Source organism: Rhodococcus sp. PvR044, assembly GCF_040548995.1.
Classification (GTDB): Bacteria; Actinomycetota; Actinomycetes; order Mycobacteriales; family Mycobacteriaceae; genus Rhodococcus_G; species Rhodococcus_G oryzae.
In genome coordinates this window covers 429,473-442,807 of sequence record NZ_JBEPSX010000004.1, presented here as the reverse complement: position 1 = coordinate 442,807, position 13,335 = coordinate 429,473, and the positions used below count along the sequence as shown (strand labels likewise).

At 69.7% G+C, this 13,335-nt stretch carries 11 protein-coding genes; 8 read left to right on the top strand and 3 right to left on the bottom strand.

The annotated features are described in order from the left end of the window. Window position 1: 1 nt before the first annotated feature. The 7 genes from ABIC28_RS13000 to ABIC28_RS12970 are packed head-to-tail and all read left to right on the top strand — an operon-like array spanning window position 2 to window position 8,058. Complete coding sequence (locus ABIC28_RS13000) at window positions 2-1,597, top strand: thiamine pyrophosphate-binding protein (protein ID WP_354579176.1); 1,596 nt, start codon at window positions 2-4, stop codon at window positions 1,595-1,597. After that, on the top strand, window positions 1,594-3,006 hold the full coding sequence (locus ABIC28_RS12995) for an aldehyde dehydrogenase family protein (protein ID WP_502945014.1): 1,413 nt from the start codon (window positions 1,594-1,596) through the stop codon (window positions 3,004-3,006). Before ABIC28_RS13000 ends, ABIC28_RS12995 begins: the two co-directional genes overlap by 4 nt. A 59-nt stretch (window positions 3,007-3,065) precedes the next feature. Further along, entirely contained in the window at window positions 3,066-4,223 is a 1,158-nt protein-coding gene (locus ABIC28_RS12990; RefSeq protein ID WP_354579174.1) for an acyl-CoA dehydrogenase family protein, read from the top strand. Further along, on the top strand, window positions 4,223-5,200 hold the full coding sequence (locus tag ABIC28_RS12985) for a DMT family transporter (RefSeq protein ID WP_354579172.1): 978 nt from the start codon (window positions 4,223-4,225) through the stop codon (window positions 5,198-5,200). The genes ABIC28_RS12990 and ABIC28_RS12985 overlap by 1 nt, the downstream gene beginning before the upstream one ends. Window positions 5,201-5,232: 32 nt before the next feature. Further along, complete coding sequence (locus tag ABIC28_RS12980; protein ID WP_502945013.1) at window positions 5,233-6,897, top strand: hypothetical protein; 1,665 nt, start codon at window positions 5,233-5,235, stop codon at window positions 6,895-6,897. 46 nt (window positions 6,898-6,943) lie between these two features. After that, on the top strand, window positions 6,944-7,426 hold the full coding sequence (locus tag ABIC28_RS12975; protein WP_097212442.1) for an SgcJ/EcaC family oxidoreductase: 483 nt from the start codon (window positions 6,944-6,946) through the stop codon (window positions 7,424-7,426). Next, window positions 7,423-8,058, top strand: coding sequence for an AMIN-like domain-containing (lipo)protein (locus ABIC28_RS12970; RefSeq protein ID WP_354579170.1), 636 nt, complete (start codon window positions 7,423-7,425; stop codon window positions 8,056-8,058). Before ABIC28_RS12975 ends, ABIC28_RS12970 begins: the two co-directional genes overlap by 4 nt. A gap of 30 nt (window positions 8,059-8,088) precedes the next feature. Here the strand turns inward: ABIC28_RS12970 and ABIC28_RS12965 are convergent, their stop codons facing one another. The 3 genes from ABIC28_RS12965 to ABIC28_RS12955 all read right to left on the bottom strand — a co-directional run bounded on the left by ABIC28_RS12965 (window position 8,089) and on the right by ABIC28_RS12955 (window position 12,349). After that, window positions 8,089-10,596, bottom strand: coding sequence for an ABC transporter permease (locus ABIC28_RS12965; RefSeq protein ID WP_502945015.1), 2,508 nt, complete (start codon window positions 10,594-10,596; stop codon window positions 8,089-8,091). A 15-nt stretch (window positions 10,597-10,611) separates the two neighbouring features. Further along, entirely contained in the window at window positions 10,612-11,421 is an 810-nt protein-coding gene (locus ABIC28_RS12960) for an ABC transporter ATP-binding protein (RefSeq protein WP_097212445.1), read from the bottom strand. Between the two features lie 133 nt (window positions 11,422-11,554). Then, on the bottom strand, window positions 11,555-12,349 hold the full coding sequence (locus ABIC28_RS12955) for a DUF3472 domain-containing protein (RefSeq protein WP_108168839.1): 795 nt from the start codon (window positions 12,347-12,349) through the stop codon (window positions 11,555-11,557). A gap of 209 nt (window positions 12,350-12,558) precedes the next feature. On the opposite strand from ABIC28_RS12955, the gene ABIC28_RS12950 reads away from it, so the two are divergent. Next, window positions 12,559-13,335 (top strand): deoxyribonuclease IV, encoded by a 777-nt coding sequence (locus tag ABIC28_RS12950; RefSeq protein ID WP_209927162.1) that lies wholly within the window; start codon window positions 12,559-12,561, stop codon window positions 13,333-13,335.

The following is a 13,335-nucleotide window of genomic DNA, read 5'->3' as shown; positions in this document are numbered from 1 at the left end:
CATGAACAACACAGTCCGCACCGGCGGCCAGGCGCTCGTCGACGCCCTGTCCGCGCACGAGGTCACGGCAGTCTTCGGCATCCCGGGGACGCACAACCTCCCGATCTACGCGGCGCTTGCCGATTCCGGCATCACGCATGTCTCCCCGCGTCACGAGCAGGGCGGGGGCTACGCGGCCGACGGTTTCGCCCGCGTCAGCGGCAGGCCCGGGGTGTGCATCACCACCACCGGACCCGCCATTCTCAACGCGGCGGCCGCTGCGGCACAGGCCTATTCGGATTCGGTGCCGGTCCTCTTCATCGCTCCGGGGCTGCCGCTCGCACATCCGAGCAACGGCAACGGATACCTCCACGAGGTCAAGAGTCAGTTCCGCGCGATGGACTCCGTCGTCGGCCACGCCCAGCGCGTCACCAGTGTCGCGGAGATCCCGCTCGCGGTGGCGCAGTGCTTTGCCGCGATGACCTCGGGAAGGCCGCGCCCGGCCTACCTCGAGATCCCGCTCGACCTGCTCGACGCCTCGGACGAGGTGAGCCCGGTCGCGCCCATCTCCCGGTCGGTGTCGATTCCCGACTCCGCTGCCCTCGGCGCCGCGCACGAGTTGCTCTCGGGCGCCCGGAGCCCGCTGTTGATCGCGGGTGGCGGAGCCGCCGGCGCAGCGGCGGAACTGCGCGAACTGGCCGAGGCCCTCGGCGCCCCGGTCGTCACGAGCGCCAACGGCAAGGGAGTGCTGTCGGAGGACCATCCGCTCTCGCTCGGCGCTGGCCTCCAACATCCCTCCGTCGCCGGGGTGGTCGCCGACAGCGATGTGGTGATCGCGGTGGGAACCGAACTCGCCCCATCGGATTGGTGGTGGGGTCCGATCGCAGCTGACACGACCCTCATCCGGATCGACATCGACCCGACCTCCATCTCGACCAACGCCCGCCCCGCGGTCGCGCTCGTCGGTGACGCCGCGGAGACCCTCGCCAGCCTCCTCCAGGCCCTGCCAGGGCCGAAGGCCGACGGGAGCGCCCGCGCACAGCATTGGCGGGACCGGATCCGCGACGATGCCCGCCGGGAAGGCGCTCGTTACGTGCGCCTGTGCGAGGTGCTCGACGACGTCCTCGACGACAGCGCCGTACTGGCCGCGGACAGCGCGATGGCCTGCTACTACGGCGCGCTGTCGAACCTCCCCCTGCACCGCCCCCGGTCGTTCCTGTACCCCACCGGGCTGGGCACGCTGGGATACGGACTGCCCGCCGCCATCGGGGCGAAGGTCGCGGCGCCGGACCGCCAGGTCGTGGCGATGCTCGGCGACGGCGGTGTCATGTTCACGATCGCCGAATTGGCGGCCGCTGCCGAGGCGAAGCTGGCGATCCCCGTCGTCATCGTCGACAACGGCGGCTACGGCGAGATCCGCAACGAGATGGCGGACCGCAACGAGGCGGTGCACGCCGTCGACCTCGGCGCTCCCGACTTCCCGGCGCTCGCCCGAGCCCTCGGCTGCCACGGAGTGGCGCTCGAGTCCACCGACCAGGTAGGCGCGGCGGTGGCCGCTGCCCTGGCCGCCGACCGGCCGACCCTGATCCATGTGCGCGAGGACGAGGTGCCGCTGTGACGAACTGGATGCGCAATACCGTCCTGATCGACGGCACCTGGCAGGAGCGTGCGAGCACCTCTGCGGTGTACAACCCCGCTACCGAGGAGGTCGTCGGCAGCGCGGCGTCCGCATCGGTCGAGGACGTCGATGCCGCGGTGCGATCCGCGCGACGGGCCGGCATCGACTGGGGCCGAACGGATCACGCGACCCGCGCGGACATGCTGGACGAAGTGCATGCCCGGCTGCTCGCCGACCGCCGCCTGCTCGTCGACGCCATCGTCGCCGAGGTGGGCGCCCCGGTGGCGGTGGCCGAGGAAGCGCACGTCGACCTGGCAATCGAGCTCATCGCCTCGTTCGCGCGGATCGCCCGCGACGAACCGATGCACACCACCATCGGCAATTCGACGGTGCTGCGCCGGCCAGCGGGCGTGGTCGGCTGCATCACCCCGTGGAACTACCCGCTCTACCAGCTCGCGGCGAAGGTCGGCGCGGCGCTGGCAGCCGGATGCACCACTGTGGTCAAGCCCGCCGAACTGACCCCACTGTCGACCTACCTGTTCTGCGACGCATTGCTCGCAGCGGGCCTGCCGCCCGGCGTGGTCAACCTCGTGCCCGGGCAGGGTTCGGTGGTCGGCTCGGCCCTCGTCGCGCACCCGGGCGTCGACGTCGTCTCCTTCACCGGATCCACCACGGTCGGCCGCGAGGTCGGGCGGGTGTCGGGCGAACAGCTCAAGCGCGCGTGTCTGGAACTCGGTGGCAAGTCGGCCAGCGTCGTCCTCGACGACGCCGATCTCACCGCCGCCGTCACCGGCTCAGTGGAGGCGGCAATGCTCAACAGCGGGCAGACCTGCAGCGCATGGACCAGGCTGCTGGTTCCGCGCACGCGGTACACCGAGGCCGTCGAGCTCGCGGCCGCGCACGCCGATGCGATGGTCGTCGGCGACCCGCTCGACCCGGCAACCACGCTCGGTCCGGTGATCTCCGGCCGGCAGCGCGCGTCGATCGCCGCGGCTGTCGACGGTGCGGTGGCACGGGGCGCGCGGCTGGCGGCGGGTGGCACCGACGCCATCGCCGAACGCGGGCATTTCCTGAAGCCCACCGTCCTGGCGGACGTAGACCGGCACGACCCGGTCGCACGAGACGAGATCTTCGGCCCGGTCCTGGTCGTGCTCCCGCACGACGGGGACGAGGACGCGATCGCGGCCGCGAACGACAGCGAGTACGGCCTCGCGGGCGCCGTCTGGTCTGCCGACCGAGAACGCGCCCTGTCGGTCGCGGGTCGCATGGACACGGGCCAGGTCGACGTCAACGGCGCGGCCTTCAACCCACTCGCACCCTTCGGCGGGTGGAAGAACTCGGGGCTGGGCCGCGAGCTCGGCCGCGTCGGCATCGAGGAGTTCACCGAGATGACCTCAGTCCAAATGTGATCGGGCCGACCCGATTTCCCTCCCCTAACCCCCGGTACCCATACCCAGAAAGGCCCACCATGACCGCTACCCAGTTCGAAGCCTGGCCGCTCACCACCGAGCAGCGCGAGATCGTCAAGCTCTGCCGTGACTTCGCTGAGAAGGAGATCCGCCCGCGCGGCCGTGAGGTCGACGAGGCCGACGTGGTCACGCCCGTCGACATCTTCGCCAAGGCCGCCCAGGTCGGCATCACCGACTTCATGATCGCCGAGGAGTTCGGCGGCGGCGGCATGACCGATGTGTTCACCCAGTGCCTGGTGCAGGAGGAGCTCTGCTGGGGCGACCCGGGCATCGGAAACCTGGTGTGCTCCAACGGCTTCTTCTCCGACCCGCTGATGGCCCTCGGCACCCCCGAGCAGAAGGAGAAGTGGCTGCGGCCGCTCACCGGCACCGCTCCCCTGATGACCGCGCTCGCGACCACCGAACCCGGCTCCGGCTCGGACGCCGCGTCGATCATCACCACCGCCACCCGCGTGGACGGCGGCTACCGGATCAACGGTCAGAAGGCATGGATCTCCAATGCCGGCGCCGCAGACCAGTACGTGGTGTTCGCCAAGACCGATCGCAACGAACGTTCCAAAGGCGTCACCGCGTTCATGCTGACCAAGGACACACCCGGCCTCACCTGGGGTGAGCCGATGAAGAAGATGGGACAGCGTGCGATCGTCTGCCGCGAGCTGTTCTTCGACGACGTGTTCGTCCCCGAGGAGAACCGGCTCGGCGACGAGGGACAGGGCTTCTACGGCCTGATGGAGACCTTCGACATCTCGCGGATCGTGCTCGGTGCGGCCGCCGTGGGAGCGGCGCGGGCCGCCTACGAGTACGCGCTCGACTACGCCCGTACCCGCAAGCAGTTCGGCAAGCCGATCATCGAGCACCAGGCCGTGGCGTTCCGCCTGGCGGACATGGCAACCCGGATCGAGGCGTCCCGGCTGCTGGTCCACCACGCCGCGCGGTCGATCGACGCGGGCGTGAACACGACCGGGCTGGCCGCCATGGCCAAGTTGACGGCCTCCGAGACCGCGATGTTCGTGACCCACGCCGCCGTCCAGACCCTCGGCGGCTGGGGCTACTCGCGCGAGTACCCGGTGGAGCAGTGGATGCGCGACGTCAAGCTGGAGGAGATCGAGGAGGGCACCTCGGACATCATGCGGCTGGTCATCTCCCGGAACCTCTGATGACCCGAGGCCCAGGCACCGGCGGGCCGGCGCGTTCCGGCGAGCGACACTTCGCCGGTGCCTGGGCGGGCGGGATCGCGTCCGCGGCCGCCTACGGGGTGACCCCGGTGGCGGCGGTGCTCGCGTACGGCGACGGGGTGTCCCCGTCGGTGATGGTGACGCTGCGCAGCCTGTGCGGCGGCGCGCTCATCCTGCTGGTTGCCGGTCTCACCGGCCGACTTCGGGGGCTTCCGCTCCCCGCGACCCTCGGCTTGACACTGCTGTGCGGACCGATCTTCGGTCTGCAGATTCTCGCGTACTTCGCCGCGGTCCGGTCCACGGGCGCCCAGGTGGCGGTCGTGCTGGTGCACATCTACCCCGTGTTGGTCCTGCTCCTGGTCTGGCTGATTCACCGCCGGCGTATCGGCGCACCGGTCCTCGCCCTGTGTGCCGCGATGACGGTTGGGATCGCCCTCGTCGCCGGATCAGGTGCGAGCGCAGTCACCGCAACCGGCGCGATGATGTCCATGCTCAGCGCCGCCGGCTACGCGGTGTACCTCGTGCTCGGAGAGGGTTGGGTGCGCCAGGTCGGCGCCGTCACGGCCGCCGGGCTGGTGACGGTCGGCACCACCGTGACGATCGGCGTCGGCGCGATCGCCACCGATCAGGACTTCGGGCTCACCGCGGACGGTTGGCGATCGGTCATCCTGCAGGGGTTCTTCCTCGTTCCGGTCGGTCTCGGCGGCGCCTTCTATGCGGTGCGGCGGCTCGGATCCGTCCCCATGAGTCTGATCGGACTCCTCGAACCTGTGGTCGGGGTGTTGGTCGCCGCAATCGTGCTCTCCGAACGGCTCGGCCCAGCTCAATGGCTCGGCGTGGCCGTGATCCTCACCTCCTGTTCGCTCCTGCCATTTGCCACCCGCAGGAGGCGGACGGCCGAGCAGCCCGCCCCGACACCGAACCGGAACACAGCGACCCCGACGGCCGTGGATTCCTGAGCGGACCGGTCCCGACATGGGACACTGCAGGGGTGAGACGACGCGGCGGTCAGGCCAAACACTCGACCCGATCACGGGTGCCACGCGCGGCGGCCCTCGTCACGCTTGGCCTGCTCTGGCCGGTACCCGTCGCCGCGGCACAGGCACCGCCGAGCCAGCCCGCCGCCTGCGTGCCGTTCGGGACCGCGCAGCTGCCGCCGGGAGTCCCGTCCGGCGGTGGCAGGCTCGGATTGACGAACCTGCCGGTGTTCACCGGACAGTCCGCCCCGGCCAGCGTCGAACTACGCACGCCGACCACGCAGTTCAACCGGTTCTCCGATTTCGCACTGGTCGGGCACGACCTGCTCACCCGTCCCCGAACGGCAGGCGGCGCCAACGCCGAACCGTGGCGCTACGTCCCGATGCCCGAGTGCCTGCGGGGCCGCCTGATCGGGATCTCCGTGGACGACGACGAGTTGGCCGCCGTCGACGACAACGGCTGGATCTACACGATGGACAACGCCTCGCAGGACCCGATCCTCTGGAACTGGACGTCCGCGTGGGGCTCGCCACTGTGGTTCGCTCCGGGACAACAACTTCCGGGCGAGAACGGGAACGGCTGGGCACTGAGCGTCTCCTCCCCGTGGGACAACCAGACCTTCACGGACATCGCGGGGCGAATCCACTACGTGGGGCTGGGGAAGATGACGATGCTGCCCGCACTGACCGGCGACGGCAGCCGCATCACCTTCGCGGACCCGTGGCTGCCGAACGACGACAGCTACGAGATCGGCGGGCCGGTCGGAGGCCGGTTCCAGTCGATCTCGCTGTCCGCGGCCGGGTCGACGACCTTCGTGATGAACCGGTACGGCGACATGTACACCCGCAGTTTCGATTTCGACTCGTCGGGCTCGGACTCGGTCTTCTTCCGGTACAGCTGGGACAGCCAGGTCGGTAAGCCAACCGCCCCCAACATCTTCGCCGAGCTGCTCGATCGCAGCACCGCCGCCATCCAACTGCCCGCGCCCGACTGGGTCCATCAGCCCAAGGTCCCCGGCGAGATCACCTCGGCGATCAGCGTCAATTCGACCGGACCGGGCCCGGGCCAGCGCGAACTGCGGGTCGAGGGCCGCCGCGACGGCGCCACCGGGTTCTGGCACAAGGCCCCGACCGCGCCCGAATGGGAATTCACCCGCACTGACGCGGCGCGCCTTGGCGTCCCTGTGGACAACCCGTCGGCGGACCGGTCGAAGGACACCCTGGCCCCGCCCGCACCCTGGCACCTGTCCGGGAACCTGCCCGCGCGCGACGGCAGCATCGACGGGCAGACCCTGATCGACATCGGCCTCCCGTACTCGGTGGTCGACCCACGGCTGCTCGACGCGGTCGGATCGCACGCCGCGCCATCGGGTTACCGCATCTCGGTGTCGCACTTCGACCCGGCGGCCACCAGCAGGGCGGCGACGGTGACCGCGCCGGACGGCGCCGAGATCCCGGTGATCCTGCACACCGCGGACGGACTGCGCCTCGGCCCCCGCGCCCCCGGGCTCGACGGGGAGCCGCGCCATCTCGTCGGCGCCGTCGAGGTCCCCCGCGAGGCCTTCGACACGCGCGGCGACGATCCCGCGCTCGACAGCTTCGTCAGGGACTGGATGCGGGGCAAGCAGATCGCCGCCATCACCCTCAGCGCCACCGACCACGATCTGGTGGTGAGGTAGCCCCGTCAATCCATCGAATGACAACCGAGGGAAATCAGGTGCCGCGATGCACAAGTCCACCGTTCGATCCATCGCACTGACCGCGGGCGCCATCGCGGCCCTCGCGGCATGCGCGGACCCGATCTCCGGAGTCGCGCAGGATGATCCGCCGTCGCAGGAACAGGTCGCCGCGTTGTTCGACACCTGGAACGAGACCCTGGCGACCGGCGACCCCGAGGCCGTCGCGGACCTGTACGCCCCGGACGCAGTGCTCCTCCCGACGGTGTCCAATACGGTGCGCACCGACCGCGCGGGCATCGTCGACTACTTCACCGGCTTCCTGCCAAGCAAGCCGAGCGCGGTGATCGAGCAGTCGGTCGTCAACGTGCTCGACGCGGACAACGCGATCGACACCGGTGTCTACCGATTCACCATGAACAAGCCCGAGGGCACGGAGATCGTCGATGCCCGCTACACGTTCGTATACGAGAAGAGGGACGGCGAATGGCTGATCGTGAACCACCACTCCTCCGAGATGCCGGAATCATGAACCGCCCGAACACGCCCCACACCCGTCTCGCCGCGCTCTGTGGCGTGCTGACGGTGGGCGGGGTGCTCGCGCTGACCGGCTGCGGCGACGGCGGCGACGGCCTCGCGACCACCTCGGGGTCGGTCACCGCGGCGCCGGTGGACTCCCCCACCTCCGAGTCGGGCGCCACGCTCATGTCGACCACCCCGAACACTGCCTGGAGCACCGACTCCCAGCGGGCCGACGCGTCCGACGACGCGCACCTGACGGTCACCGGTCTGCGCGTCGGCGGCCACGACGGCTACGACCGCGTGGTCTACGAACTGGGCGGTACCGGCGTTCCCGGCTGGTCGGTCCGCTACGCCGACCTCGCCGTGCAGGAGGGCAGCGGGGAGGTGATCCCGATGGCAGGCAACGCGATCCTCGAGGTCCTCATCACCGGCAGCGGCTACCCGTTCGAGACGGGCGTCGCCGAGTACGACGGACCGAACCCGTTGCCGGGCGAGGGTTCCGAATTGGTCACCGAGACCCGGATCTCCGGGGTGTTCGAGGGGACCACCCAGTCGTTCATCGGTCTCGAGTCCGGCGGGCATCCGTTCACGGTCTCCACCCTGAGCGACCCGACCCGGCTGGTCGTCGACATCGAGCACTGATGTCGACGACCAGCCCGGCGGCACAGGCGATCACACCCCGGCGATCGCCTCCAGCGGCTTGGTGCGCGCGGCCCGCGCGGCGGGCCACAGTGCGGCCAGCACGCCTACCACCGCGGAGCCGAGCAGCATGGCGACCACCTGCCCCCACGGCACCGCGATCACGTCGAGGCCCTCATCCGCCAGCGTGCTGACGAAGCCCCAGCCGAACGCGACTCCGAGCAGCACACCGACCGCCGCACCGAAGACCGCGATGAGCACCGACTCGAGGTAGATGGTGCGGCGGACCTGCGGCCGTTGCATGCCGACGGCCCTGAGCATTCCGATCTCGCGGCGCCGCTCCACCACCGACAAAGCGAGGGTGTTGATGATGCCGAGGATCGCGATGACGATGGCCAACGCGAGCAGCCCGTAGAGCACCGCCAGCAGGGTGTCGATCTGCTTGCCCTGACTGCCCTTGAACTCCTCCCGGTCCTTGACCTGCACGACCAGGAACTTGTCCGTCGCCGCCGCCAGATCGCCGCGCATCGCCGCCAGGTCGGCGCCGGGCTGGGCCTCGATCAGCACCGCCCAGACCGCCCTGACTGCGGCCGGGGTCACCTGCTCGTACACCGATTCGGGCACCATCCATTTGCCGAGGAGCTGGGAGTCGGCGTAGATGCCGGTGACATTGGTGGTCACCTGCTCGCCGTCGCGGTCGGTCAGGACGACCGGCGTACCGATCCGCCATCCCTTCTCTGTTGCGGTCGTCCGGGAGACCAGCATGTTGGTGCCTGCCAGCTCGGCCGACCCCTCCTCGAGGGTGTAGTCGAGGACACCGTCGAGCTGTCCGCTGAGGGCGGTGCCGAACTGTTCCTCGTCGTCGATCTTGACCGCAACGCCGTGCAGTTCGACCGCATCCGCCACGCCTGGCACCTCCTCGACCGCGGCCGCCGCGCCGAGGGGAACACCCATCGAATCCGGGCCCGCGAGGATGTAGTCGGCGCGAACACCGTTGTCCACCAGGGAGTTCACGCTCTCCTTCGCGGAAGCCCCGAACACCCCGATCACCGACACCAGCATCAGCCCGAGGGTCAACGCGAACGCGGTCGCCGCGGTGCGGCGGGGGTTGCGCACGGCATTGGTGCGGGCCAGCCGGCCCACAGGACCGAACGGCTTGGCGAACACCGCGCCCAGCGCACCCACCACCGGGCGCGAGAGCGCGGGCGCCGCGAGCAGGACCGCGACGATCAAAGCGGCCGCACCGAGGCCGACCGTCGTGGCCGCCCCGCCGCCGGTGCCGCGCGAGCCGACCAGCAGCAGTGCGCCGCCGACCACGGCGGCGATCGCGCCGACCAGCGTCCGCACCCGCAGCGAGTCACCGGTGGAGGAGAACTCCTCCCGCATCGCCGCCACCGGCGGCACCTTGGCCGCCCGGCGCGCGGGCGCGTAGGCACTGACCACCGTGACGAGCACGCCGACGAGGAGCGCGACGATGACGGTGCGCGGCTCCAGCTGCAACGGCCCGGACGGCAACCCGACATCGAAGCCGTTGAGCATCGCGCGCAGCCCGTAGGCGAGGCCGACGCCCGCGGCGATGCCGAGCGCGCTGCCGAGCAGGCCGACGATGAGCGCCTCGAGCACCACCGAACGCCCCACCTGCTTGCGGCTGGCGCCGATCGCCCGCAGCAGCGCGAGCTCGCGCAGCCGCTGGGCCACGATCATCGAGAAGGTGTTGTAGATGATGAACGTCCCGACCAACAGCGCGATCGCGCCGAACGCGAGCAGGAAGTAGTTCATGAAGCTGAGCGCCGAGTTCACCTCCGCCTTCACGTCCTCGCGGACCTGATCGCCGGTGTCCACCTTGAGGTCTGGGAGGGCGGCCGCGACCCGGTCGCGCAGCTCGGACTGCGAGACCCCGGTGCCCGCGACGTCGACGTAGTCCACGTGGCTGCCATCGGTGAAGAGCTCGCGCGCCTGCGCGCCGTCGAACTGCGCGCCGACGAATCCGCCGGAGTCGGACGGTGTTTGGTAGATCCCACTGACGGTGACGTCGATGACGCCGCTCGTGGGCACCAGCACCTGGGTGCGGTCCCCCACCGCGAGACCGGCCTTGCGTGCCGCGCCCTCGTTGAGCGCGATCTGGCCAGGAGCGGCGGGCGGCGCCCCCGCGACCATCACGTCGGGATCGCCGAGCGCCTGCTCCGGCGGGGTGTACGACAGCCCGATGCTGGGGGCGCCACCGGACTGCAGCGGCTTCTTGTCGGCGCCGAGCAGCACGATCGGGCCGTCGACGGCAGGCACGACCGCGCGCACCCCGTCGACCGCCTCGAGCTTCGGGAGCTCGCTCAGCGGCACCCCGCTCGACCCCTTCTCCAGCCCGCTGGCCCGGACGTCGACGCCCTTCGCCGCGTCCGCGAACAGCCCGTCGAAGGTCTTCTGCAGCGTGTCGGTGAACACGAACGACCCGGCCACGAAGGCGGTGCCGAGGACGACGGAGAGCACGGTCAGCGCGAGCCGGACCTTGTGCGCCGCGAGGTTTCGCAGCGAAACCTTGCGCATGGGTGAGGACATGTCTCAGCCCTGTCCGTCGACGGAGACGGTGTCGACGGTGTCGAGCCGCTTCATCCGGTCCAGGACGGTCTCGGCGGTCGGGTCACGCAACTCGTCGACGATGTGGCCGTCGGCGAGGAACACCACCCGGTCCGCGTAGCTCGCGGCCCGCGGATCGTGGGTGACGATGACGACGGTCTGGCCGAACTCGTCGACCGCGGCCCGCAGGATGGCGAGCACCTCGCCGGAGGAGCGCGAGTCCAGGTTTCCGGTGGGCTCGTCGCCGAAGATGATCTCCGGCTGACCGGCCAGCGCCCGCGCGCAGGCGACGCGCTGCTGCTGCCCGCCGGACAGCTCGCTCGGCCGATGGTCGAGCCGGTCCTTGAGCCCGAGCCGGGTGAGCACGTTGTCGAGCCAGGACGGGTCGGCCTTGCGGCCCGCGATGTCGAGCGGGAGGGTGATGTTCTCCAGCGCCGTGAGCGTCGGAACCAGGTTGAACGCCTGGAAGACGAACCCGATCCGGTCGCGCCGCAGCTGCGTCATCTGCTTGTCAGACAGGGTCGTCAGCTCGGTCTCCCCGATCATGACCGATCCCGAGGTGGCGGAGTCCAGCCCGGCCAGGCAGTGCATCAGCGTCGACTTACCGGACCCCGAGGGCCCCATGATCGCGGTGAACTCCCCGCGCGCGAAGTCGGCCGACACCCCGTCCAGCGCGCGGACCTGGGTGTCCCCGGAGCCGTACGTCTTGTTCAGGTTCTGCGCGCGAGCGGCGACGGGGGTGGGGGCCGGCGTTTCGGTTGACACCGCGACGGCGCCGAGGGCATGCGAGCTCATGACTGCCTTTCGTCCTGGGGCTGGGCTGACACTGCGACCGCATCAGTCTTGTCGGAGCCGATATGCGAGCGCCATCAGGGACCACCCTGATCTTTTGCTCGGGGTGCGGCGGGATGCGGCGGGATGCGTGAAGTCAGCTGCCGAGGCTCCCTGTCGTGACTGCCGGGGGCACCGGGGGCACCAGGGGCCGAGGCCCGTTCTCTTCGGTGGCGCCGGCCGGACCCACCGTGACTTCCGACAGCTCCTGACAGGTCTTGGACTTCCAGCTGTTCGTGTAGTTTCCCTGCCCCTCATCGGTGCTGGGGATTCCGAACAGCATCTTGGAGTATTTGGCATCCGCGCACACGGTATTCGGGTTGTTCCAGTCGTAGTACTCCGTCCAGGAGATGAAGGAGTTCTTCTCCAGTGTGGCGGTTCCCGCGAGTGTGATCGTTCCCAGAACCGTCGATGCGCCGGTCGTGCGGTCGTTGACAGTGAATGTCCAGCCCGTGCCGCTCGGGTCACGGGCAACCGTCAGCTCGTACACATGCCCGAGCTGCGGGCGCGCATCCCACCGACAGGTCTTGCCGGTACCGTCCTCGGCGAAGGGTTTGCAGTATGTTCCCGTCGATCCGGCGGTACCGGAAACCCCATTCCACACCGAGGCCAGGAACATTCCGCCGCCGTCGCGATGGGTCTGGAAGCCGAAGTAGCCGGACGCGTCCACTCCGGCGAACTTGAACTGAGTAGACCAGTAGGCGTTGTAGTCACCCGGATCGACTTGCAGCGTCATCGGGATCGTGAACGATGTCGGGTTCGCCGGCGCGGACCAGGCTGCATAGTTTCCTGGAGTCTTCCCCCATTCGGCGTGGGCGATCCCGGGAATCAGCACAGCGACTGAAGCAGCGGCTGCAGCGGAGAAGGCGAGCCTTCCGGCCTTGGCGAACATGCAAATCTCCTACGTGAGGTGGGTGATGCCGTGATTGACGACCGTGAGGTCATCCAGTTTCTACAGGGCTTTCGCGGGAGATCCGTCCATCTGATCCGAAAACAGGTATGTCCCGGGCCATCCTGCCCGTACTGATCTTCGCTACCTCGACGAAGCACGAGGCAGGTTCTCGAAGTCGTCTGTCCGACCCAGGCCCTACCCTGGTAACCATGCGCATCGGAGCACACGTACGCGAGGACGACGATCCCATCGGGGCAGGTGAGCGGCTCGGCGCGGAGGTGGTGCAGCTGTTCCTCACCGATCCGCAGAAGTGGAACAAGCTGACCCCGCACCCGAGGGCCGAGCAGATCCGCGACAGCGCGATCGACGTCGTGGTCCACTCGTCGTACGTCATCAACGTGGCGAGCCTGAACAACCGGATCCGGATCCCCTCCCGCAAGTCGGTGGCCGAGCAGGCGAAGGCCGCGGCTGACCTCGGCGCGATCGGCCTGGTGGTGCACGGCGGGCACGTCCGCGACGGCGAGGACCCCGCCGCGGGGTTCGACAACTGGCGCAAGCTGTTCGAGCGGCAGGCCGACAAGGGCGGCTTCGAGGTGCCGATCCTGATCGAGAACACCGCGGGCGGGGAATCGTCGATGGCCCGGCGGTTCGACGACATCGCGCGGTTGTGGGACCAGGTCGGCGAGTTCGGCGCCGGCTTCTGCCTCGACACCTGCCACGCCTGGGCCGGTGGCGAGGAACTGGTCGGCGTGGTGGAGCGGATCAAGGCGATCACCGGGCGCATCGACCTGGTGCACCTGAACAATTCCCGCGACGAGTTCAACTCCGCGCGGGACCGGCACGCGAACCTGACCGACGGCACCATCGACCCGGAGGTGCTGGCGGCCGTCGTGCTCGCCGCGCAGGCCCCGGTCATCCTGGAGACCCCGGCGGACGGCGTTGCCGACGACCTCGCCTACCTGCGCGAGGCCGTCGGCAACGCCTGA

Bases quoted from the DNA above. Each gene is read 5' to 3' on its own strand.
- ABIC28_RS12985 (WP_354579172.1), top strand. From the start codon at position 4,223: ATGACCCGAGGCCCAGGCACCGGCGGGCCGGCGCGTTCCGGCGAGCGA.
- ABIC28_RS12955 (WP_108168839.1), bottom strand. From the start codon at position 12,349: ATGTTCGCCAAGGCCGGAAGGCTCGCCTTCTCCGCTGCAGCCGCTGCT.
- ABIC28_RS13000 (WP_354579176.1), top strand. From the start codon at position 2: ATGAACAACACAGTCCGCACCGGCGGCCAGGCGCTCGTCGACGCCCTG.
- ABIC28_RS12990 (WP_354579174.1), top strand. From the start codon at position 3,066: ATGACCGCTACCCAGTTCGAAGCCTGGCCGCTCACCACCGAGCAGCGC.
- ABIC28_RS12960 (WP_097212445.1), bottom strand. From the start codon at position 11,421: ATGAGCTCGCATGCCCTCGGCGCCGTCGCGGTGTCAACCGAAACGCCG.
- ABIC28_RS12970 (WP_354579170.1), top strand. From the start codon at position 7,423: ATGAACCGCCCGAACACGCCCCACACCCGTCTCGCCGCGCTCTGTGGC.
- ABIC28_RS12965 (WP_502945015.1), bottom strand. From the start codon at position 10,596: ATGCGCAAGGTTTCGCTGCGAAACCTCGCGGCGCACAAGGTCCGGCTC.
- ABIC28_RS12975 (WP_097212442.1), top strand. From the start codon at position 6,944: ATGCACAAGTCCACCGTTCGATCCATCGCACTGACCGCGGGCGCCATC.
- ABIC28_RS12950 (WP_209927162.1), top strand. From the start codon at position 12,559: ATGCGCATCGGAGCACACGTACGCGAGGACGACGATCCCATCGGGGCA.